17 protein-coding genes are annotated in these 21498 nt (G+C 64.9%); 8 read left to right on the top strand and 9 right to left on the bottom strand.

Annotated features, from left to right (window positions below; all coding sequences use genetic code 11):
- Positions 1-15: 15 nt before the first annotated feature.
- On the bottom strand, positions 16-1119 hold the full coding sequence (locus ACX1NL_RS04060; RefSeq protein ID WP_448230590.1) for a YihY/virulence factor BrkB family protein: 1104 nt from the start codon (positions 1117-1119) through the stop codon (positions 16-18).
- A 21-nt stretch (positions 1120-1140) separates the two neighbouring features.
- Complete coding sequence (locus tag ACX1NL_RS04055) at positions 1141-1512, bottom strand: ADP-ribosylglycohydrolase family protein (RefSeq protein WP_448230591.1); 372 nt, start codon at positions 1510-1512, stop codon at positions 1141-1143.
- Between the two features lie 27 nt (positions 1513-1539).
- Between ACX1NL_RS04055 and ACX1NL_RS04050 the strand changes: the two genes are divergently transcribed.
- Positions 1540-1932, top strand: a complete 393-nt coding sequence (locus ACX1NL_RS04050) for a hypothetical protein (RefSeq protein WP_458898678.1) — start codon at positions 1540-1542, stop codon at positions 1930-1932.
- Here ACX1NL_RS04050 and ACX1NL_RS04045 read toward each other — a convergent pair whose 3' ends face one another.
- On the bottom strand, positions 1933-3438 hold the full coding sequence (locus ACX1NL_RS04045; RefSeq protein WP_458898677.1) for an SLC13 family permease: 1506 nt from the start codon (positions 3436-3438) through the stop codon (positions 1933-1935).
- Positions 3439-3560: 122 nt separating this feature from the next.
- Here ACX1NL_RS04045 and ACX1NL_RS04040 point away from each other — a divergent pair, with 122 nt between their 5' ends.
- The 4 genes from ACX1NL_RS04040 to ACX1NL_RS04025 all read left to right on the top strand — a co-directional run bounded on the left by ACX1NL_RS04040 (position 3561) and on the right by ACX1NL_RS04025 (position 8051).
- Complete coding sequence (locus ACX1NL_RS04040; protein ID WP_269509368.1) at positions 3561-3746, top strand: hypothetical protein; 186 nt, start codon at positions 3561-3563, stop codon at positions 3744-3746.
- A gap of 173 nt (positions 3747-3919) precedes the next feature.
- Positions 3920-5050, top strand: a complete 1131-nt coding sequence (locus tag ACX1NL_RS04035; RefSeq protein ID WP_458898676.1) for an AAA family ATPase — start codon at positions 3920-3922, stop codon at positions 5048-5050.
- A 53-nt stretch (positions 5051-5103) separates the two neighbouring features.
- Complete coding sequence (locus tag ACX1NL_RS04030; RefSeq protein ID WP_458898675.1) at positions 5104-7461, top strand: MMPL family transporter; 2358 nt, start codon at positions 5104-5106, stop codon at positions 7459-7461.
- A 2-nt stretch (positions 7462-7463) separates the two neighbouring features.
- Positions 7464-8051, top strand: coding sequence for a TetR/AcrR family transcriptional regulator (locus ACX1NL_RS04025; RefSeq protein WP_458898674.1), 588 nt, complete (start codon positions 7464-7466; stop codon positions 8049-8051).
- Here the strand turns inward: ACX1NL_RS04025 and ACX1NL_RS04020 are convergent.
- Positions 8048-8407: a DUF2200 family protein gene (locus ACX1NL_RS04020; RefSeq protein WP_181888056.1), complete on the bottom strand. Its 360-nt coding sequence runs from the start codon at positions 8405-8407 to the stop codon at positions 8048-8050. The two genes, ACX1NL_RS04025 and ACX1NL_RS04020, sit on opposite strands and share 4 nt — an antisense overlap.
- 144 nt (positions 8408-8551) lie before the next feature.
- On the opposite strand from ACX1NL_RS04020, the gene ACX1NL_RS04015 reads away from it, so the two are divergent.
- Positions 8552-9349, top strand: coding sequence for a hypothetical protein (locus tag ACX1NL_RS04015; protein WP_458898673.1), 798 nt, complete (start codon positions 8552-8554; stop codon positions 9347-9349).
- Here the strand turns inward: ACX1NL_RS04015 and ACX1NL_RS04010 are convergent.
- Genes ACX1NL_RS04010 through ACX1NL_RS04000 form a run of 3 tightly spaced genes read right to left on the bottom strand, consistent with a single transcriptional unit; the run spans position 9346 to position 16886 of the window.
- Positions 9346-10401 (bottom strand): NAD(P)-dependent alcohol dehydrogenase, encoded by a 1056-nt coding sequence (locus ACX1NL_RS04010; protein ID WP_458898672.1) that lies wholly within the window; start codon positions 10399-10401, stop codon positions 9346-9348. The genes ACX1NL_RS04015 and ACX1NL_RS04010 overlap by 4 nt on opposite strands.
- A gap of 51 nt (positions 10402-10452) precedes the next feature.
- Positions 10453-12873, bottom strand: a complete 2421-nt coding sequence (locus tag ACX1NL_RS04005) for a hypothetical protein (protein WP_458898671.1) — start codon at positions 12871-12873, stop codon at positions 10453-10455.
- Between the two features lie 14 nt (positions 12874-12887).
- Complete coding sequence (locus ACX1NL_RS04000) at positions 12888-16886, bottom strand: Rib/alpha-like domain-containing protein (RefSeq protein ID WP_458898670.1); 3999 nt, start codon at positions 16884-16886, stop codon at positions 12888-12890.
- 205 nt (positions 16887-17091) lie between these two features.
- Between ACX1NL_RS04000 and ACX1NL_RS03995 the strand changes: the two genes are divergently transcribed.
- Positions 17092-18288 carry an NAD-dependent epimerase/dehydratase family protein gene (locus ACX1NL_RS03995; protein ID WP_458898669.1) on the top strand — a complete coding sequence of 399 codons (1197 nt, stop codon included), beginning with the start codon at positions 17092-17094 and terminating at the stop codon, positions 18286-18288.
- Positions 18289-19419 carry a glycosyltransferase family 4 protein gene (locus ACX1NL_RS03990; RefSeq protein ID WP_458898668.1) on the top strand — a complete coding sequence of 377 codons (1131 nt, stop codon included), beginning with the start codon at positions 18289-18291 and terminating at the stop codon, positions 19417-19419. It abuts the gene before it with no gap.
- On the opposite strand, the gene ACX1NL_RS03985 is transcribed toward ACX1NL_RS03990, so the two are convergent.
- Together ACX1NL_RS03985 and ACX1NL_RS03980 are read right to left on the bottom strand one after the other, a co-directional pair.
- On the bottom strand, positions 19397-19837 hold the full coding sequence (locus ACX1NL_RS03985) for a hypothetical protein (RefSeq protein WP_458898667.1): 441 nt from the start codon (positions 19835-19837) through the stop codon (positions 19397-19399). The two genes, ACX1NL_RS03990 and ACX1NL_RS03985, sit on opposite strands and share 23 nt — an antisense overlap.
- Positions 19838-19901: 64 nt before the next feature.
- Positions 19902-21293 (bottom strand): glyceraldehyde-3-phosphate dehydrogenase, encoded by a 1392-nt coding sequence (locus tag ACX1NL_RS03980; protein WP_458898897.1) that lies wholly within the window; start codon positions 21291-21293, stop codon positions 19902-19904.
- Between the last annotated feature and the right edge of the window lie 205 nt (positions 21294-21498).

Below are 21498 nucleotides of genomic sequence, written 5' to 3'. Positions count from 1 at the left end.
CCGACGCGCCGGTGTTCAACTGTCCAAAATTTCGTCGGCGACCCGGTCGGTCCACCGCCGCATTTGCAGCCTTCCCGCAGCACCCCTGCTGGAGCGCGGCGGCGCCTGGATGCAGCGCCGCGAATCCATCCCCGCCTGCAGCTCCTTGGCGCGCAGCACCTCGGCGTCGATCTTCACGCCCATCAGCAGCACCACGTTGACGGTCCACACCAGCACCAGCACCGCCAGCACCGTCCCGAACGCGCCGTAGGTGCTGCGCACGCCCACCAGCTTCAGGTACCAGCCAAAACCCACCCACAGCGCGCTGGCCACTGCGAGCGCCAGCGCCGAGCCGAGCGTAAGCACCCGGAACCGCCCCGGCCGCACGTTCGGTGTGAAGTGGTAGAGCACGCTGACCAGCGCGACTGCCACCACGGCAATCACGGGTCCCCGCAGGTAGTCCCACACGGGCAGGAAGATCGAGGTGAGGTATTCCAGCTCCTCTTCGAGTTGCAGCGGCCGCGCGATGGGCCCGAGGACGGCGTTGACGATGCCGTCGGTAAGCAGCGCGCCCAAGATAATCACCACCGCGCCAATGACGAGCACGAGCGTGACCAGCCACATCGTCGCCCACGTGACCACAATCGGGCGGCCTTCGGTGCGGCCGTACATGAGGTTCGCGTTGCGCGAAAACGACCGCACGTAGCCGGAGGCGGACAGCAGCGAGATCAGCACTGAAACCACGAGGGCAATTGTGCTTTGCGACGGCGTCCCGACGATCGACAGCACCAACGCCAACGCATCTTCCTGCAATTCCGCGGGCACGTACGAGCGGATCAGCTCGGCGAGCAGCGAGTCCGGGGCGTCCTCCTCGCGCGGCATGAGCAGGCTGAAGATGGAATAGGATGCCAGCAGCATCGGCGCGACCGACAGCAGCGTGTAGTACGTCATGGCGGCGGCGCGGTCCACCATCGCATCGTTGGCGAAGTCGGTGACGATGCGGCGCAGCACCGACTTCCAGCCTGCGCGGGTGAGCCGGGTGCCCAGCGGGGATACGTAGTCGTGCGGGGAGACGACCACGTCGCCGGTGCCGTACGGCATGACCAGCTCAGCGCGGTGGGTGGTGCCCTTTTCTGCCATGTCAGACACTGTAACCGGCGTCTAGTGGGGAAACTGTACGCGGGTTCCCGGCGTTTCCAAATCTGTGGATAACTCGGCGGGCTGACGAGGGTTATCCACAGATTTCGTTTGCGAGGCCTTGCGGGGTCCCCGCTCCGCTTCCCCGGGTTTGCCTGCGTAGGCAACCGCGAGCGGGCTGATGCGCATCAAAGCCCCGTTGGCCTGGGAGGCGTGGCCTTTCTCGAAGCCCTCCAGCGCCCGGCGGCACGTGTTACCGCCGTCGTGCATCTCGCGCACCCCACCTGGGTACTCGGCGGCGATGTCTTCGGGCTCGTAGAACTCCACCAGCGCGCCAAGGTTATCGCCGATGCACTGGCCGTAGAACACCCCGCGGGCGCGCGACATCATGTCCATAACCGCCACCTTATACACTCGGCAACCATGGGATTTCTCAGTCGCGCGCGCCAGCTTTTAGGCCTCGGCCATACGCCGCTGGTGGATTTTCCGGACCGGTATGAACCTTTGGACGTCGACAAGCTAAAGGTGCACACCGCGAAACTCTCCCCCGACACCGAGGAGAAGATGGTCATCGTGACCACCTCAGCGGCCGCGCTGGAGCGCATCGCCGCAGGTGGAGCGGTGCAGTTGCAGCACGAAGGCGAGCGCGACGTCACCTTCGTGCCGGTGGAGCGCGAGGCCGTGCCGGTGCTGGACCCGAAGCTCGGGTGGATCATCCCGGTCACGCCCGCCACGGCCAAAGAGCTCGCCGAATTGCCGAAAGGCCCAGGCGAGCACGAACTTTCCGCGCTGCACCTGGGCCTGATTGTGGAGTAGTTAGACCAGCCCGATCCAATTCCAGTACGTCGCCGACAGCAGCAGGATGAGCAGGTAGCCCACGATCGTCAGCGGGATACCGGTGCGCAGGAACTGCTTGGAGGTGAACGCGCCCGTGCCGTAGGCCAGCATGTTCTGCGGCGCGGAGACCGGCAGCAGGAAGCCGAAGCAGATGACGAACTGCTGAATGATGACAAACCCGATGCCGTCATTGGGCACGTCCAGGGTGGCCGCCAGCGCGATGAACACCGGTATCAGCGCGGAGGCCAGCGAGGTCGCCGAAGCGAAGCCCAGGTGGATGAGGATGTTAAACAGGCTCACCAGCGCGATCGTGGCCAGAATCGGCATGGATGCCAGGCCGATGGCACCAAACGTGGACTCCGACAGCCAGGTTGCAGCGCCCGTGTCCAGCAGGAACTTGCCCAGCGAGATACCGGCGGCGAAGACGACCAAGGTGCCCCAGTTGATGTGCTCCTGGGCGTATTTCCAGTCCATCACGCCGATGATCGGGGTGAGCATGATGCCCACCGCGACGATGGTGATGGTGGCGGAGCTGATCGGGTGCAGCACGCCTTCCGTCGCCCAGAACAGCAGCAGCGCGACGGCGATTGCGGTGAGGCGCTTCTCGGCGCCGGTCATCGGGCCCATCTCTGCAAGCTGCTTTTCGACGAGCTCCCGCCCTCCCTCAATCGACTCAGCCTCCGGCTTGATCGCCCAGCGCATGATGAAAAACAGCGCGATCGACATCAGCACAGACCAGGGCGCGGCCCACAGGAACCACTGGCCCCAGGAGACGGTCTGTCCCAGCTGGTCTTCGATGAAGCCGACGGCCACCAGGTTCTGCGCCGCGGCGGTTTTGATGCCGACGTTCCAAATGGACACCGCCTGCGTGGCGGTAATAACGAGAAGCGCCGCCAGCTTCGACTCCTTGGCCAGGCCGAACGCGGCCACCATGCCCATGAGAATCGGCACCACGGCACCGGCACGCGCCGTGGCGGACGGGACGAAAAACGCCAGGATGATCGAAATGACGATCGCGCCGATGACGATGTTGGAGACCTTCTCGCCCGCAGTCTTGAGCACGTAGAGCGCGAGCCTGCGGTGCAACCCCGTGGCCTGCATGGCCGTGGCCAGCGCAAGTGCCGCGCCCACGAGCGCCACCGCGGACGATGAGAAGCCGCTCATCGCGATGCTCAGGCCCTTGGACGCGCCGACCGCCTGACCGGTCTCGGGATCGGTGGCGAAGGTGAGCAGGATCGCAATGAGGCCGACGATGATCACGGCAGAAACTGAGTAGGACACCGCCTCGGTGACCCACATGATCACGGCAAAGGCCAGCATGCCGAGTGCGATCTTCGCCGGCATGGCCAGGCCCGAGATCGGCAGCATCAGCACCACGCCGAGTGCGACAAACGACAGGATGAACGCGACAACTTTGCCGGTGTTGCGTTCCTTTTCCACCGGCTGTTGCTCTGAGCTTGCTGCAGGTGTGACTGCTGTGGTCACGGTGCCCCTCCTTGATTCGGTTGTTATATACCTGACGCTAGTCACTCCTATAAGGCCTGCAAAATGGGATGTTCGTACGGTTAGCCGGAAGTGCGTGAGGAAGCGGGCGTAGCATCGTCGGCATGAATTTAAGCTCGCAGCTGACCTACAACATGCACCACGGCGCGGAGGATCTGCGCATTATGCTGACCACCGACATCACGAACAATTTTCTGCCCGCGTCCTGGCAGCAATCGCTTTCTGACCTCAGCTTTTCCGTGATCGGGCTGTGGGATTCGATCGTGCGTGGCGTCGGAGTGCTGCTGTGACGCAGCAGCGCCTTACCGAGCGTTTCCTGCCGGTGCCGTCGCTGACGCGCTGCTACGAGCTCACGCTCGCGCTCATGCGCGGCGAGTAGCCGAAAATTACCGCCGAGCTGGGTGTATAAAGAGTATAAAGGCATTCGCGTGTATAAAGAGTATAAAAACTCAAGGAGGCGCGGATGCGTAATCCCTTCATCCCCACGTTCGGCGTTTCACCCGTCGTGCTCGGCGGCGACGACAGCCTCACACGCAACTTCGGCGCCGGCCTGGACGGCGGGCCCGGCGACCCGCGGCGAACCCTGCTCGTCTCGGGGCCGCGTGGCATCGGTAAGACGGTCGCGCTCAACGAGCTCGAAGACGAAGCCGCCGGCCATGGCTGGATCGTGCTACGCGCTCAACCGTACGAGCTGATCGAACCGCTGGTTGCCACCGTGATCCCGCAGGCGCTCGCCACGCTCCGGCAGCAGAATCCGGACCGGCGTCGAATCACGGGTGTGACGGTCTCCGGCATCGGCGGGTTTTCCACCACCGCCGCCGCAGGCGACAAGCCGGCCCCCTCCTTGATCGGTTCACTGAACACGCTTTGCGACGAGCTGCCGCCCGAATCCGGTGTACTGATCACCCTGGACGAAGTCCAAAGTGTCAACGCGAAAGAGCTGTGGCAACTCACGGCCGCGGTGCAGGATCTGCGCCGGGACGGGCGCGACATCGCCTTCGCCGCCGCCGGATTGCCTGACGGTGTGGAGTCTCTACTGCAGCACCCGGGGACCACGTTTCTGCGCCGCGCTCAACACACCGTCCTCGCACCAATGACACCGACTGAAACGCTGACGGTGCTTCGGGATACCGCCGCGCAAGGTGGCGTCGAGATCCCCGAGGGAGTACTCACGGACGCCGCGACACTGACACGCGGCTACCCATTTCTCATCCAACTCCTCGGCTACCACTTATTCGAGCGTGCGAACCGCCGGGACCAGCCCGTCTCCCACGACGACCTCGAGGCAGTGACCCCAGACGTGTTAAAAACGCTGGGCGATTTGGTCCACCAACCAGCGCTGCTGCACCTGCCCGCCGCCGAGCTCGAATACCTCGAAGCGATGGCCGAGGTACAGGATGGCCAGCAAGCGGTACCAAGTGCGGCCATCGCGCAGCACCTGGGCAAACGCGTTCAGCAAGTCTCCATGGTGCGGCAGAAGCTCATCGACCGCGAGCTGATCTACTCACCTCGCCGGGGCGTGCTCAACTTTGTCATTCCCCACATGGGCCACCACCTCAACCAACGCGCCACGCGCGACACCGGCTGGGATTAGCACCCCGCCGCAAATCTTGCACACACTGCGCACGTTTGCGTACTGTGTGCAACATGTCTGAATTCCTCTACCGGCTCGGCAGCTGGTCATACAAAAAAGTCTGGCCGTTTTTGGCCGTTTGGCTGATCCTTTTGGGCGCCCTCGGTTTCGGCGCCGTGAACTTTGCAAAGTCCCCTAGCCCGACGTTTTCCATGCCTGACATGGACTCCACCGTCACGCAGGAGGAGATGAACGAGCGCTTCGGCACCGACGAGGACGCGATGAGCGTGCCGTCGGGAAGCGTCGTGATCAAGGCGCCGGAAGGCAAGACGCTCAAGGACCCGGAGGTGATGGCTGAGGTCGACGCCATGCTCGACGAGCTCAAGGCCACCGGCGATTTCCGCGAACCCGAGGCTATTGTCAACCCGGTGCTCGCCGCCGGCGGCATGGCCAAGCAGATGGGCGAAGCCAAGGCGGCCCAGGGCATGCCGCAGGAGCAGATCGACGCCGACCTCGCTGCCCTGTCTCCGCTGAGCCCGGACGAAACCACCGGCACCGTGTCCATCACGTTCACCGACGACACAATCATGGACATCCCGGATGAGACCCTGGACGAGGTCGAAAGCATCCTCGAGCGTTACGACGACTCCGACCTCACCGTGAAGTACAACGGCAACGCGTTCAGCAACGCTGGCGAGATGGACGGCACCTCCGAGCTGATCGGTATGGCGGTCGCCGCGATCGTCCTGCTGGTCACCTTCGGTTCCCTGGTCGCGGCGGGCCTGCCGTTGATCGCCGCCGTCGTCGGCGTCGGTGTGGGCATCCTCGGCGTGCAGATGGGCACCCTGTTCACCGACTCGATCTCGGATATGACCCCGACGCTGGCGTCCATGATTGGGCTTGCCGTGGGCATCGACTACTCCCTGTTCATCGTCGCCCGCTTCCGCAACGAGCTGATCTCGTCGTCAGGCCTCAATGACCTCACGCCGAAGGAGCTGGCGCAAGAACTGAAGAAGATGGACAAGGCGAAGCGCGCCCACGCCATGGGCATGGCGCTGGGCACCGCGGGCGGTTCCGTCGTCTTCGCGGGCACGACTGTGCTCATCGCGCTGGCGGCCCTGTCGATCATCCGCATCCCGTTCCTGACCACCATGGCGCTGGCCGCCGCGGCAACCGTCGCCATCGCGGTCCTGGTGGCGCTGACGTTCCTGCCGTCGCTGCTCGGCCTGTTGGGCACACGCGCGTTCGCGATCCGCATCCCCGGCCCGAAGGTGCCGGACCCGGAGGACGAGAAGCCGACCATGGGCCTGCTTTGGGCCCGTCAGATCCGCGCTCGCCCCTGGCTCAACCTCATCGCCGGCGTGCTGCTGCTGGGCATCCTCGCCATCCCCGCCGCCAACCTGCGCCTGGCCATGCCGACGGACGGCACCGCGAAACTCGGCTCCCCGCAGCGCGAAGCGTACGAGCTTATCGACGACGCCTTCGGCCCCGGCCGCAACGCCCCGATGATCGCGTACGTGGATACCGCAAATGTCGCGGAACAGGACCGCATGGGTGCGTACCAAACGTTGCTGCAGGACTTCGCGGGCACCGACGGTGTGGTCAACGCGCAGATCGTGCAGACCACCGACAACTTCGACGCCGCCCAGATCCTGATCACCCCGAACTCGGGCGCGACCGATCAGGAGACGACCGACACGATGGAGCGCCTGCGCGAGTTCAAGCAGCCGTTTGAGGACGAAACCGGCGCCACGTTCGGCATCACCGGCATCACGCCGATCTTCGACGACATCTCGCAGATGCTTTCCAGCGTGCTGGTGCCCTACATCGCCATCGTCCTGGGGCTCGCATTCATCGTGCTCATGCTGGTGTTCCGCTCAATCTGGGTGCCGCTGATCGCCGCGCTCGGCTTCGGGCTGTCCATGGCGGCGACCTTCGGCGTGACCGTGGCCATCTTCCAGGAGGGCATGTTCGGGCTTATCGAGGACCCGCAGCCGCTGCTGTCCTTCCTGCCCATCATGCTCATCGGCCTGACCTTCGGCCTGGCTATGGACTACCAGGTCTTCCTGGTTACCCGCATGCGCGAAGGCTACGTCTCCCGCGGCAAGACCGCCGGCAACGCGGTGGCCAACGGCTACAAGCACGGTGCGCGCGTGGTCACTGCGGCCGCGCTGATCATGATCTCGGTGTTCGCGGCGTTCGTGCTCATCGACGAGCCGTTCATCAAGGCCATGGGCTTCGCGCTGGCCGTGGGTGTGCTCATTGACGCGTTCGTGGTGCGCATGACGCTGATCCCGGCCACGATGTACCTGCTCGGCGACCGCGCGTGGAAGATTCCGCGCTGGCTGGACAAGGCGCTGCCGAACCTGGACATCGAGGGCGAGAAGCTGCACCAGTCACAGTCGCAGCATTCTGAGCCGGTTACGGTGTAGCCATGAGTCTGCGCGAAGAGAAGAAGGCGGCGACCCGGCGCGCTATCTCGGAGGCGACCGCGGCTCTGCTGCTGGAAGAAGGGATGGCCGCCGCCACCGTCGCCCGGGTTTCCGAGCGGGCGGGCGTGTCGGCGCGGACCTTCCACAATTACTTCGCCGATACCGACGAAGCACTGGAGGAGTTCCTGAGCAAGGTCTTCGCCGCCATCGCCGAGCAGATCGCGGCCCTGCCGGAGGAACTCTCGGCCGCCGAGGCCATCGAGGCGATCATCACCGACGCACTCGAGGAGGACGGATTTGAGCTCTACTCCGCCTCCACCCTGGTCCTTCTCAGCGACCGTGCCCGGGCTGAGTCCAGCACCCCACCCGCGGAGGAGACCATGCGGGAGATGGCGGAGCCGCTCGTCGCGTGTAGCCGGGCCCGGACCCCTGGCGCCACGCAGTTCGATGCCGAAGTGCTCCTCAACGCCTACGGCATCGCCGGCGCCACCGCGGTGAAGCACTACCTGATGCAGCCGGAGCCGCGCACACCTGACCACGGCCGCGCGCTGGTCCGACGCGCATTCGAGGTGCTGCGCGACATGCGCTAGCCGCGCTTGATGCTGGTGACCTTCTTGCCGCGGGCCAGCTCGTCGACAAGCAGGTCCATCTGGCGGATCTTGCGCATGAGCTCCTGCTCGACCTCCTCGACGCGCACGCCACACACCTTCCCGGTGATCAACTCGGCGTTCGCGTTGAGCGTGGTCGCGTCGAAGAAGTCACGCAGCGTCTTATCCGACTCCGCCGCCGCCTTCAGCTCGCCTGGCGCAAGCCCGGTGAACCAGCAGAGCACGTCATCCAGCTCGTCGCGGCTGTGGCCCTTTCGCTCCACTTTGGCCAGGTAGTTGCGGTAAATGTCGCCGAACGGGTAGCTATAGACCCGCTCCAACTTCGCTTGCTCATCCATACGCGCAACCATATTGCTCGCACCGGTTCCATCGCCAGTGCGCATTTTCATGAGCACGGGATCTCTTGCGCGGGCAGGTGGCGGACTTTAGTGTCGTCGATAGGCGGCAGCAGGGGGCTGCCGCATGACACCTAGGGGGGACCCATGCGATTTGATACCTACGAGCTGTACTACCTGGACACCTACGACGACGAAGCGGCGGACCTCGCCGACGGCCTCGGGCTCGAGCAGGACGACCCGTACTTCGACGAAGACATCGCCCGCCACTTAGACGCCGACTACGTCATCGACACCGGCCTGCGCGTCGCCGTGATCGTGCACGACATCGACTCCCACGAGGTTGAACTGGCGATGCTGCAGCCCGGCAGCCCGCAGGCGCCCGAGTGGTACTCGCCCGAAGACGCCGCGAACGTGGTCGCCGAGCTGGGCCGCATCCTCGTCGCGCTCGACGACAAAACCGTGAAAATCGTTGACCCGCAAGACCCCGCTTTCGCGCTGAAGCGCCGCGCGTCGTTCCAGGCGGAGGACATGACTACCGCCACGGTGGCGATGCTGCAGGACTCGCAGGACAACGCGCTCTACACCACGTTTTGCATCGAGTTCCGCCCAAACATGAACTCCGATTTCACGTTCCCGGTCGCGGTGTTCGCGTTCGACCCGCGCGTGGGCAAGCTTTCGGGGCACATGCTCATCGACGACAACCCGTTCGCCCCACCCACCTTCAACCGCGCACAGAAGAAAATCGTGGCGCGCAGGATCAACGACATCCTGGAATCCATCCACACGGCCATGCACGAAGAGCGCACGATCAGCCCGTTCAAGGACCTCGGACCGCAGTTCCGCTCCGAAGGTCTGCCGTCGATGGAGGCGGTGGACACCCACCACGCCATCGACCAGGCGCTGGAGTACCTCGAGCAGTGGTGGGGCGAGCGGGCGTCCTAGAAACGCTCGTTGGGCACGATGATCGCCCGGCCGGCGACTTGGCCGTCGACAAGCTTCTGGTAGGCGTTTAGGCCCTCATCCAGCGAGTACGTGGTGTACTGCGGCTCCAGGTGACCTTGCTGCAGCAGCGCGACCAGCTCGCCGAGCTCCGGCAGTGTGCCCCAGTAGGTTTTCACCAGCTCCGCCTCGTGCGGCTCCTTGTACCACTGCCAACCGTAGTCGCTCCCCGCGCTGCCCAGGCCGACGATGGACACCCGGCCCCGTTTGGCCACGGTTTTCATCGCGGTCTCCACGGTGGGGCCGATGCCGACCATGTCGAAGACGGCGTCCACTCCCCGCCCGCCAGTGAGTTCGCGGATTGCCGCGGCCTGGTCATCGCCGGAGGGCACAGTCACCGCACCGTATTTCTCAGCTGTGCGCAGCGCCGCTTCCTTGGTGTCGGTGGCGATGATTGTCGCGCCGGTCATGGCTTTGAGGATCTGCACCGCGAGCAGCCCCAGCCCTCCCAAGCCGATCACCAGCGCCGACGAGCCCGCCTTGTTCAGCTTCGGCAGCGCCAGCTTGATTGCGTGGTACGGGGTCAAACCGGCGTCGGCAAGCGCGGAGGCCTTCACCGGGTCCGCATCTCCCAGCGGCACCAGGTTGCGCGCCGGAACCACGACGTACTCGGCCATGCCACCGTCGCGGCCCAGTCCAATGCCTAGGTAGCCGACCTCGGTGACGTTGTCGCAGAACGTGTCCTGGCCGATCATGCAGAACCGGCAGTACCCGCAGCCGACCGGGCCGTAGACCACGTACGCCGCGCCGCGCTCGATTCCGTCGACGCCCTCGCCGATCTCGTCCGCCCAGCCGGCGACTTCGTGGCCGAGCGTAAACGCTGGGGCGCACAGCGGGTTGGTGCCCTCGACGAAGTCCTGGAACACGGCCACATCGGAGTGGCACGCGCCTGACGCGGCGACTTTCAGCACCACCTCGCCAGGGCCGGCGGTGGGCTTGTCAACGTCAACGATCTGCGGGAATGTTTGGTAGTCGGTGTAGCGGATGGCCTTCATGGGGTGGGGCTCCTTTGGTCGTCGATAGGCAACCTGCCCCACCCATCGTATTTAAGGAAGCAGCCCTTGGCTGTGCGCCCAGCCGAAGCCCGCAGCACCCAGGCCGATAACCCCCAGCAGCACGCCAATGATGATCGCGGTCGGCGAGTCGGAGCTGCCCGAGGGCTTCTCGCTTGGACGCGGCTCCGCCTTCTTCTGCGTAGGCGCCGGCGCGGGCGCAGGTTTCGCCGTCGCAGTCGAAGTCTCCACCTTCGCGGCCTTCAGGCGCTGGCGGGCGAACGTCTTCAGGTTCTCGTTCGCGTCGGAGGCGAGGACCTCCTTGAGCACCTTGTCCATCTCCTCCGGGGTGTATTCGAGCGCGGAGACGTTGAAGGTGTCGTTGAATACCTGGGCGCCCTCGGAGTTGGACACGGTAACGTGCAGCGGCACCACGGGGTTATCAATGAACGCCGCCGGCGAGACGTTGATATCCACCGGGGTAATGTAGTTCGAGTCGCCCTTGGCAAAGTAGCTGTCCTTAAACTGGCCAACACCGTAGTCCGCGACCACCGTGAAGGTGTCGTCGGTGGAGCCCAAGTTGCGCAGCTCACCCTTGATGATGTTGGTGTCCGCGTGGGTGACGATGCCGTTGTCATTGTGCAGGCTACGGGCGAGGCTGAAGCCGACCTTGCCGTCGTTCTTGCCGGTAGCGGCCGCGGCGGAGATCAGTTCGTCGACTTCGGCGCGCTCCTCGTCTGCAACCACGTCGGGGGCATCGGGGGCATCGATGGCGTCGTCGTAATCGCGCACGCCCTGGCCGATGAACTCGGTTTTGAACAGCAGGTTGTCCCAATCCGACGGGATGACGTAGTCGAACTGGCTCTCTTCCGGCTTGAAGCGAGACTTGTCTTCTGAGTTGGGAATCTTCTCCGTGGTGCGCACTTCCTGGTCGGAGAAGTTGAACTCGGAGAACTGGTAGGCGTAGCTCATGGTGGACTTGTAGGAACCCAGCCAGTCGTAGCCGGGGCGGTAAAACTCCACCGACGGGTCCTTGGTGTCCACGAAGCGCACGAAGCGCTGGGCGGTGTTGTCGCGGGTTTCGCGGCCCCAGTGCATCAGCCCCAGGGTGTGGCCGAACTCGTGGAGGATGGTGTTGCGCAGAAGCTCATCGCTGTTGGTCACGTCGCCGGAGACGAAGAAGGTGGAACCGTTGACCTGGCCTAGGCCGGTGACGTTGCGTTTGGCGCCTTCGTCGAAGCGGGTGCCAATCAGCGCCGAGCGGAACACCGAGCGGCGCGCACCGAGCAAGTGTTCGGCCTGGTCCTCCAGCTTCTTGGTGCGGCCCAGCTCGTCCAGGCCGCCGAAGTACTCGGCGGTGTAATCCTCGGTCTCACCGCCCTTGCGCTCTTTCGCGGTCATGCTGGCCATGGATTCGCTGACGTAGTGCTTACCAGCGTCGATGTGCAGGTTGATCCCGTTTTTATCGAAGAGGTCTTCCAGCTCTTTGAAAAGCGACGGGTTCGGCGCGTAGCTTTTCGTGTTCGCGGTGGCGCAGGCGGCGAATTCGGCGAAATCATCGAGGGTGGCGGCGAAGCGTTCGGAGCGGTCGCAGCCGATCGTCTCCCATTCGGACTTCATCCAATTGACCTGCAGGAACAGGTCTTTGCGGTCGGGGTCTGCGCCCCAGCGTTGGATGGGCAGGTACGTGCCGTCGGCAAGCCTGAGCCCTTCGGTTTCCCAGGAGTCGCGCAGCCCGTCGCCGTCGGTGTCGAGGGCGGAGTCCTGGGTGCTGATTGCCACGGACATGCCTGCGCTTATCGACGCCCCTGGGGCCACCGTGCGCTCCCACCTCGCCGCCTGGTGCTTTGCGCCGTCGTTTGCGCCCGAAAGGGCCGCCGCCTTGGTCGCACCAGTGGCCGCGGTGTCCGGTGCGGTAAAGCGCACGTCGGTAATGTAACCGCCGGACTTCGGCTGCACCACCACGCGGTCGTCGTCCTGGTTAGCCGTAATACCTTCGGCAAAAGGCACGACGTTGGCCAGGTCAATGCCCACCTCCGCCGCGGTTTGGCCCGTGTTTTTCACGGTCACGGTGGCATCTACTTGACCGCCGTCGATGCGGTAGGTCCGCGTGATCAGGAAGTTGGTTTGTTGCAGCGTGTAAGTGAGCACGTCGGCGGTGCCGTCGGTGGTCACCTTCGGCTGCGCAAACAGGTCGGGAACCACCACGTCGCCGTTCGTGCGCACCTCCATGGAGGTGTCGAACTGGTGGTTGTCCGCCTGGGACGCGGGGTGCGAATAGTCGAACCGGCCAGTGCCACGCGGGGTGATAAAGCCGTTGATGAACGGCTCGGTGGCGCTGGAGTTGCTCACGGTCGCATCCGGCTGAGTAGTGCCGAGTGTGACCTTCGCGTCGGCGACCGGCGCCATAGGTGCGGCGGTCGCCGCGAGTGCAGCGCACAGGGACACTGCCAGTGTTTTCTTCGAAATCTTCATGTCAATGTCCTTTTCTAAAATCCGTAGTGCTTCAGCTGCGCCCGAATGGCGTCCTGGTTGAGGTAGGCCGCCCAGCCCACACCCGCGATCATCGCTAGCAGGCCGAGCACCACCGCGATCCATCCGCCGGAGGCCGACGAGCCGTCGGACGAGCCCGAGGACGTACCGTTCTGCTTTGCCGCCGGGGCAGGCGTGTCGGTGGCGGTGAACGCGTACTCAACAATCTTTGTCGAGCCGTCCGGGAACGTCACCTTCATCGGCACCTTCAGCACGGTGCCCACCGGCACGTCGCTGTTCGGCTTCGCGGTGAGCTCGCCGGTAGTCCGGTCGTAGAAAACTTGCCAGCCGTCGTGGTTGAAGTCCGCCAACTTGGCGTTGTGGTTGAGCCCGGTGCGCACCGTCGCGGCTTCGCCGACTTCAGCGGTCACCCCAGCTACTCGCGGGGTGAAGCGCGCCGCCTGCGAGGCCGCCGTGACCTGCGCGGTGATCTCCTCGGTGCTGCCGTCCGCATACCGCACGCGCACCGTCACCGTGTATGGGGTGTCCAGTTGCGCGTCGGCGGGAAGCTCGACCTTCAGCGCGCCTGTTTGCTTATCGACGCCCACGTCCCGCAGTCCCCCGCCGTCAACCACGGCAAACGTGGTGCCAGCCGGCACAGAACCGCTCAGCTTCACGGTCGCGGTGCCGCCAGGCGCTGCCGACACATCGGCGTACGAGGGGGAATGGGCGGCGGAGAGGGCGGAGCTCGTCGATACGCGAACGCTCGCAGTAGGTTCTGCGGACGACCCGTCGGCGAAGTACGCGATGACCGTCACCTTCACCTCACCCTGCTGCGGCGCGAAAACGCGCAGGTTGCCGGTGTGCTCGTCCACGATGGCGACCCAATCGCCCAGCGGCTGCGAGCGATCTACCTCGAACGTGGTGCCCTCCGGCAGCACCGCCGCGCCGGTGCGCAACACAGTGATGCCCTCGCCGGGGCGCACCGACAAGCCCTCCTCGTAGCCCAGCTCGGTGGTGTGTGCGAGGAGCGGATCGCCGATCTCCACCTCAGCGGTGTACGTGCGGGGAGAACCGTCCGGGAACGTCACCTTCACCGGAATCTCCCGGATGCCGGGTGCCGCGTCCTTCGGCGGGGTGAAGGTGAGACGGCCGTTGTTATCGACGCGGACCCAGTCCGCGTAGGCCGGGTCCACCTCAAAGCGGGTGCCCTCCGGGAGGCGGCGATCAGCGTAGACGAACGGGCCGTCCGTGACGGTCGCGCGCGGGCGACCGGCCTGGCGAGTCGCCCCAGCCGGCACCGGAATCAGCGGGAAACGCACCTCGTGCTGCTGCGCCATCGGGGTTGGCTCATCCACCTCGACGGTAATGGTGTGGGTCTCGCCCGAATCGTCCTGGACCTCGACGCGGTACTCGCCCGGCGCCGTGTTGCGCGGCGGCCTAGCGACGACCGTGCCGTCACCCTCCACCGAAATCCAGCTCTCCTCCGCCGGGAGCTCAGTGGTGGTGCCGTCCGGCTTAACCTGCGTAACAGCGCTGGTGCGGAAGTTCGGGGGTGTTGTGGTGTCGCCGGTGCGAGTCGGTGCGGTGACCTGGGTCTGGCCGGGCTTGACCACCACGCGATCCCAGTTGAACTGGGCCTTCGGCTTTTCCGGGTTGACTACGAAGCCTGGCAGCTGGACCCGCTCCCCCGCCTTGACCGTCACGTTTGCGGGTGGCGGGGCGACGTTGCCTGCGGGCACGCCGACGGTGACCGTGTAGTCGCCCGGTGGCAGGTCGGTGAGCTGGAACTTCCCATCCTTAGCTAATTGGGCGGTGGACTCCTTACCGTTTGCGTCGCGAGCCGTCACCGTGGCACCCGGCACCGCCTTGCCAGCTGGGTCGGTGACTTTGCCGGCCACGGAACCGACCTTCGGCGCCGGCGGCTGAGTCGAAGAAGGCGTCGGCTTTGGCGTGGTGGGCGTCGGCTTCGAGGTCGTCGGCTGGGCAGACGTCGTCGGCGACGGCTTCGAGGTCGTCGGCTGAACAGACGTCGTCGGCGACGGCTTCGGTTTAGTGGACGTCGGCGATGGTTTAGGTGTAGTGGACGTCGGTGTCGGTTTCGGCGTCGTGGGCTGAGCAGACGTTGTCGGCGCAGGCTTCGAGGTCGTCGGCTGAGCAGACGTCGTCGGCGTCGGCTTCGGTGCCGGTGTTGAAGTCGTCGGTTTCGGACTCGGCGTTGGGGTCGGCTTCAGCTCAAGAGAAAAGTCGACGTTCTGTACCCCGTTGACCGTCACGTTCCGCTGCTGCGACGTAGGCAGTACATACCGCGAAGGCAGCGCTGTGACCTCAATGGTGGTCGTGCCCGTGGGCACGCCAGGAATCGAGTACATGCCGTTAGCGTCCGTCGTCGCCGTTGTTGTGCCGGCCTTGACAGTTACTCCGGCAACGCCTGTGCTGCCCGGACCGGTCACACGACCAGACACGGTGCCGGTCTCACGCGTCGTGGAGAAATTCACACCCGTCACGCCGGATGTGGACACGTCCACCTGCTGCGCACCAGATACCGAGTACCCAGTCGGCACAGTGGCGGTATCAACCGCAACCGACACCGAACCGGTCGGCACACCAACGATCGTGTAGAGGCCTTCAGCGTTGGTCTGCGCCGACAGATCGCCAGCGCTCACCGTCACATTCGCAACACCATTGCCGTCCGGATCAAGCACCCGGCCAGACACGGCGCCGGTCTCACGCGTCGTAGAGAAATTCACACCAGACACGCCAGACGTCGTGACAGTCTCCTGCTGCGCACCAGAAACCGAGTACCCGGCCGGTACACCACCAGTCACCGCAACCGACACCGAACCAGTCGGCACATCAGCAATCGAGTAGACACCGTCGGCATTAGTAGTAGCCGTCTTGCCGCCGGCAGTCACCGTCACATTCGCAACACCATTGCCGTCCGGATCAGTCACCCGGCCCGACACGGAGCCGAACTGCGACTTCGCGGCAGTCGTGTGCTGCCCGATCCAGTTGTCGCGTTGGTCGCTCACCACGACACCGAATTTCGTGTCCCTCTCGGTCGTCGTGGTGTCGCCGAACACCACGTCGTACGTGCCAGCCGGAACCTTGTTCACGGTGAAGTTGCCGTACTGATCCGTAGTCGCGGTGCGGCCGGCAATCGTCACGGGGGCGCCTTGCACGGGGGTACCGGAGTCGTCGATAAGCGAACCGCTCACGGTGATCGGGTAGACATCGAAGTCGGGGGCGGCGAGGCCCTCAGCAGCCTCCCACGTCTTTGGCTCCGGGGTAACAAAACCGGCCGGTGGAATCACGTTGATTTCCATCGTGCCGGAGGGCGACGGCATCGCAATCTCGTAGGAACCGTCGGGTTGCACTGGAGAGGTGAAGGTCTCGGCACCCTGGCGGATCTCCACCATCGTCTGCTTGTACTCATCCGCGGTTGCGTCGTGCATGGTTACTGAACCGCGGATGTCTGCATTGACGGTGGGGCGAGTAAACCGCGCACCGCCGCCACGCAAAGGCGTGGGGTACTGACTGCCTTTACCCGGCGCGAAGAGGGCCAGTCGCTCGCCCTGGCCAACCTGCACTCCTGGGAGCTCATACGTGATGTGGATGGTCGGATGCCCCGACGTGGAGGTCCCTTGGCTCCGGCGCGCCGTAACGTCGTAGGAGGCGAGGACCTCTTTGCCCTTCATGTGGTCCACGCGGTAATCGGCGATTTCGGGGATGCGCGTGAACACTGGGTCGTCGGCTGGTGCCTCTTCCCTCGGATTGGTGCTGTCTGCCGGCACAAAGTCGATGCTCACCGTCCGCACCGTCATGCCCGTGAGGAAAAACACGGACGCTTCCCAATCGCGTCCGGCGGTCCGCACGGTGCCGTTGTCGATGCCCGGCTGCTGCGTTGGCGCGATCTGCGCGTGCGCGACCGACCCGACGGGGCCAAGCGGAATTTCCGCGGCACCGCCCGCGAGCGCCAACACTGTAGCTACTGCGGTGATTCGCTTTGCACGCACGCAATCTTTACCGGGCAGAGACATGCGGGCTCCCAACTTTTTCAACGCTCGAACACGGCCAGAACACAGCAAAACGCTACCACTCAGTTGTATGCCCTATCCAACATTACATACGCCGAGGGTGCGCGCACGCGAGTTCGCCCAGCGGAGGTTCCCAGACAGCGGTAACGTATGCGGAAATGTGTGTAAAGGAAGGCAAGTACCTGTGAAAATTGCGGTTCTGGGCGGCGACGGTTTCTGTGGCTGGCCCGCGTCCCTGCACCTTTCAGACCTCGGACATGAGGTCACGATCGTGGATAACCTGTCGCGTCGCCGCATCGACGGTGAGCTCGGCGCCGAATCCTTGACGCCTATCTCGCCTATCGACGTTCGCCTGGCAGCCTGGCACGAGGTTTCCGGCAAAGAGATCGGCTTCGAAAACATCGACGTCGCCCAGGACTACGACGCACTGCTTGCATTCCTCAAGGACTTCCAGCCCGACACCGTGATCCACTTCGCCGAGCAGCGCGCCGCGCCGTATTCGATGAAGAGCCCGCGCAACAAGCGCTATACCGTTGACAACAACGTCAATGCCACCCACAACCTGCTCGCCGCGATCGTGGAGACCGGCCAGGACATCCACGTCGTGCACCTGGGCACCATGGGCGTGTACGGCTACGGCACCGCCGGCATGAAAATCCCGGAGGGCTACCTGGACGTGCAGGTGGACACGGGCGAAAACGGCATTGTGGAGCAGCAGATCCTCTACCCCACTCACCCGGGCTCGATCTACCACATGACCAAGGTGCTGGACCAGCACCTGTTCGCCTACTACGCCAAAAACGACGAACTGCGGATCACCGACCTGCACCAGGGCATCATCTGGGGCACCCACACACCGCAGACGCTTCGCGACGAGCGCCTGATCAACCGCTTCGACTACGACGGCGACTACGGCACCGTGCTCAACCGCTTCCTCATGCAGGCGGCAATCGGCTACCCGCTGACCGTGCACGGCACCGGCGGGCAGACCCGCGCGTTCATCCATATCCGCGACATGGCGCGCTGCATCCAGCTGGCGGTGGAGAACCCGCCGGCGCGGGGTGAGCGCGTGAAGATCTTCAACCAAATGACGGAAACGCACAGGGTGCGGGATTTGGCGGAGCTCGTCGCAAAGATTGCGAACGCCGAGGTGCAGATGGTGCCGAACCCGCGCAAGGAGTCCGCCGAAAACGAACTCCACGTGGTCAACGACGCATTCCTGGACCTGGGCCTGGAGCCGACGAAGCTGGAAGAGGGCCTGCTCGTTGAGGTCGAGGAGGTGGCGAAGAAGTACGCCAACCGCGCGGACCGCTCGAAGATTCCGGCGCGCTCGCTGTGGACCGCTGCGCAGTCCGCCGGTGTGCCGCAGGGCGAAAAGTAAATGCGCATCGCGCTACTCACCGAGGTTTTCCTGCCCAAAATCGACGGCGTGGTCACCCGCACCACCCGCCACCTGGACCAACTGGCGGAAATGGGCCACGAGGTGCTCATCTTCGCACCCGGCAACCCGCCCGCCGAGTACGCCGGCTTCGAGGTCGTGCCGATCCGCTCGCACAGCCTGAAGGTGTACCCGGAGGTCAAACACGGCATGCTGGGCCCGAAAACCTACCGGCGCCTGCGCGAGTTCAACCCGGACGTCGTGCACGCTGTCAACCCCATCTGGACGGCTGGCTGGTCCACGTTGGTCGTGGCGCGCCGCTTCCCCGTCATCGCGTCCTTTCACACGGACGTGCCGGAATACTGCCTGAAGCTGGGCATCCCGTGGGTGAAGCCGATCGCCGAGTGGGGGCTGCGCACCTTCCACGGCCGCGCGGGGCTCAACCTGGTCACCTCGGGCCCGATGATGGACAAGGCGGCCGACTACGGCATCGACAACGTGCGGCTGTGGCCGAAGGCGGTGGATACGGTCAACTTCACCCCCGCGGCGCGCACCCGCGAGATGCGCAGCCTGCTTTCCGGCGGCCATCCGGACGACCCCCTGGTCATCTTCGTCGGCCGCATCTCGGCGGAGAAATCCGTGGACCGCTGCGTCCCCATCGTCAAAGAGGTGCGCAAGCGCGTGCCCAACGCGCGCCTGGCGTTTGTGGGCGAGGGCCCGCTTTACGACGAGCTCCGCGCCTCCCCGCCCGCCTGGGCCACCTTCACCGGGTACTTGTCCGGGGCGGACCTGCACGCGGCCTACGCGTCGGGCGATGTGCTGCTGTTTCCCTCCACCACGGAGACCTTGGGCTTTGCCGCGTTGGAGGCGTTCGCATCGGGTGTGCCGGTGGTGGCGGCGAAGGCCGGCGGGCTGCCGTTTGTGGTGGCGGACGGAGAGACCGGCGTGCTGGTCGACCCGGAGGCACCCGATGCCGCCTGGGCCGACCCGATCGAGCGTATTTTGACGCAGCCGGAGCTGCGCGAGCGCATGTCCGCGGCCGGCCGCGCCGAGGCGGAGCGCTGGACGTGGCGCGCCTCCACCGAAACGGTGCTCGGGTACTACGAGGAGGTCATTCGAAGCGCAAGACGGTGACCTCGGCGGTCTCCCCGCCCGCGTATTCGCGGGTCTCGGCGCTCCCGCGCACCGTCGCCGCCGGGTCGATCTCCTGGTACGGCTCCACCTCCAGCCCGCAGGCGTCGACTTTGCGCGGGTCGAACCACTCGATTTCCGCACGCCCACCTGCGATTACCCCGATGCCGGAGGCCGTCTCCCAGGCCTGAACGTTGTCGTCGATGCCGGGCACGTCGCCCGGGTCGAAGCCGAGGCGCTGCGCTACGTCCTTTTCCGTGTACGGGCAGAACACATAAGCCCGCTCCACCTCGGGCCCCGCCACGTCCGCGACGGTGAAGTCCCCGGCCAGCGCGGCGTCCTGCAGCCCCATCTCGGTTCCGTGCGCGCCGCAGCCAGCCAGCACTAACACGCTGGCTGCAGTGATGAATTTGCGGTACATGCCCTACAGTGTAGCTCCGCCCCGGCCGAAACGGGGCCGGGGCGGAGCTGGTAACGCCGAGAAGCTACTGGATCTCAGCCGGATCCTTGCGCTCCGGGAACACGCGCGGACGCACGCCCGCGATGTCCTCGACGACACGGACCACCTGGTGGGAGTAGCCGTACTCGTTGTCGTACCAGACGTAGAGCACGAGGTGGTTGCCAGACGCGATGGTGGCCAGGCCGTCCACCACGGAGGCGTGGGTGGTGCCGAGCAAGTCGGTGGAGACGACCTCCGGGGAGTTGATGTAGTCGATCTGTTGGCGCAGGTTGGAGTGGGTGGACACGCGGCGCAGGAAGTTGTTCACCTCGTCCTTTTCCACTTCCTTGTCCAGGTCCAGGTTCAGCACGGCCATGGACACGTCCGGGGTGGGCACGCGGATGGCGTTGCCGGTGAGCTTGCCCTCGAACTCCGGAAGCGCCTTGGACACTGCCTTGGCTGCACCGGTCTCGGTGAGCACCATGTTCAGACCGGCGGCGCGGCCGCGTCGGTTGCCCTTGTGGAAGTTGTCCGCCAGGTTCTGGTCGTTGGTGTAGGAGTGGACGGTCTCGACGTGGCCGTGCTTGACGCCGTAGCGGTCGTTGATCACCTTCAGCACTGGGGTGATGCCGTTGGTGGTGCAGGACGCGGCGGACAGGACGCGCTCGTCGCCGATCATGTCCTGGTTTATGCCGTAGACGATGTTCGGGATGTCGCCCTTGCCCGGCGCGGTGAGCAGGACGCGGTCCACGCCCTTGGACTCGAGGTGCTTGGACAGGCCGTCGCGGTCGCGCCAGGCGCCGGTGTTGTCCACCACGATGGCGTTGTCGATGCCGTAGGCGGTGTAGTCGATCTCAGACGGGTCGTTGGCGTAAATCATCTGGATCGGGGTGCCGTTTGCCCAGATGATTTCCTTCTCCTCGTCGACGGTGATGGTGCCGTTGAAGGCGCCGTGCACAGAGTCGCGGCGCAGAAGGGACGCGCGCTTGATGATGTCGATGTCGCCCTTCTTGCGCACCACCACAGCGCGCAGGCGCACGCCGCCGTACATCGCCTCGCGGGCGATCAAGATGCGGGCGAGGAGACGGCCGATGCGGCCGAAGCCGTAGAGCACGACGTCGCGGGCCTCGAGTTCGGAGGAGGTGCCGATGACGTCGGCGAGCTCGCGGTCGAGGAAAGCACGCAGGTCCTTCTCGTCGGAGTGCTTGAACTCCTTGGCCAGGCGACCCAGGTCGATCGACGCAGTGCCGAGGTCCATCTCCACGAGTTCGCGCAGGATCGGCAGCGTCTCGTCGAGCGCGAGTTCCTTCTCGTCGATGCGGCGGGCGTAGCGGTGCGCCTTAATGATGTCGATGTCGGTGACACCCACCAGCAGGCGGCCGTAGACCGAGGTCACCGCGTTGTGCTCGCGGTGCAGGCGGCTGATCAGCGGCAGCATCTCCTGCGCGAGGGTGAGCTTGTGGTTCCATTCGTCGCGGGGGTTGGTCGTTTCGGTCAACGTCGCTCCTTTTGCATGTGGGAATCGGGGGCAATTTTCTTACCCGTAATCGCCCCCTTACTGTAGCGCCTGCGCGAACCCGCCGGGCAAGGATCCCCTAGCGTGTGTTCACTTTAATTTCATCTCGGAGGTTTAGCCTCGGCAG

It is taken from the genome of Corynebacterium sp. CQ3829_602738 (genome assembly GCF_054478435.1).
This window is presented reverse-complemented; position numbering and strand designations above follow the sequence as displayed.

What these genes read in the sequence shown, in the direction of transcription:
- ACX1NL_RS04060 (WP_448230590.1), bottom strand. Translation starts at nt 1,119, where the DNA reads ATGGCAGAAAAGGGCACCACCCACCGCGCTGAGCTGGTCATGCCGTAC.
- ACX1NL_RS04055 (WP_448230591.1), bottom strand. Translation starts at nt 1,512, where the DNA reads ATGGACATGATGTCGCGCGCCCGCGGGGTGTTCTACGGCCAGTGCATC.
- ACX1NL_RS04050 (WP_458898678.1), top strand. Translation starts at nt 1,540, where the DNA reads ATGGGATTTCTCAGTCGCGCGCGCCAGCTTTTAGGCCTCGGCCATACG.
- ACX1NL_RS04040 (WP_269509368.1), top strand. Translation starts at nt 3,561, where the DNA reads ATGAATTTAAGCTCGCAGCTGACCTACAACATGCACCACGGCGCGGAG.
- ACX1NL_RS04035 (WP_458898676.1), top strand. Translation starts at nt 3,920, where the DNA reads ATGCGTAATCCCTTCATCCCCACGTTCGGCGTTTCACCCGTCGTGCTC.
- ACX1NL_RS04030 (WP_458898675.1), top strand. Translation starts at nt 5,104, where the DNA reads ATGTCTGAATTCCTCTACCGGCTCGGCAGCTGGTCATACAAAAAAGTC.
- ACX1NL_RS04025 (WP_458898674.1), top strand. Translation starts at nt 7,464, where the DNA reads ATGAGTCTGCGCGAAGAGAAGAAGGCGGCGACCCGGCGCGCTATCTCG.
- ACX1NL_RS04020 (WP_181888056.1), bottom strand. Translation starts at nt 8,407, where the DNA reads ATGGATGAGCAAGCGAAGTTGGAGCGGGTCTATAGCTACCCGTTCGGC.
- ACX1NL_RS04015 (WP_458898673.1), top strand. Translation starts at nt 8,552, where the DNA reads ATGCGATTTGATACCTACGAGCTGTACTACCTGGACACCTACGACGAC.
- ACX1NL_RS04010 (WP_458898672.1), bottom strand. Translation starts at nt 10,401, where the DNA reads ATGAAGGCCATCCGCTACACCGACTACCAAACATTCCCGCAGATCGTT.
- ACX1NL_RS04005 (WP_458898671.1), bottom strand. Translation starts at nt 12,873, where the DNA reads ATGAAGATTTCGAAGAAAACACTGGCAGTGTCCCTGTGCGCTGCACTC.
- ACX1NL_RS03990 (WP_458898668.1), top strand. Translation starts at nt 18,289, where the DNA reads ATGCGCATCGCGCTACTCACCGAGGTTTTCCTGCCCAAAATCGACGGC.
- ACX1NL_RS03985 (WP_458898667.1), bottom strand. Translation starts at nt 19,837, where the DNA reads ATGTACCGCAAATTCATCACTGCAGCCAGCGTGTTAGTGCTGGCTGGC.
- ACX1NL_RS03980 (WP_458898897.1), bottom strand. Translation starts at nt 21,293, where the DNA reads ATGCTGCCGCTGATCAGCCGCCTGCACCGCGAGCACAACGCGGTGACC.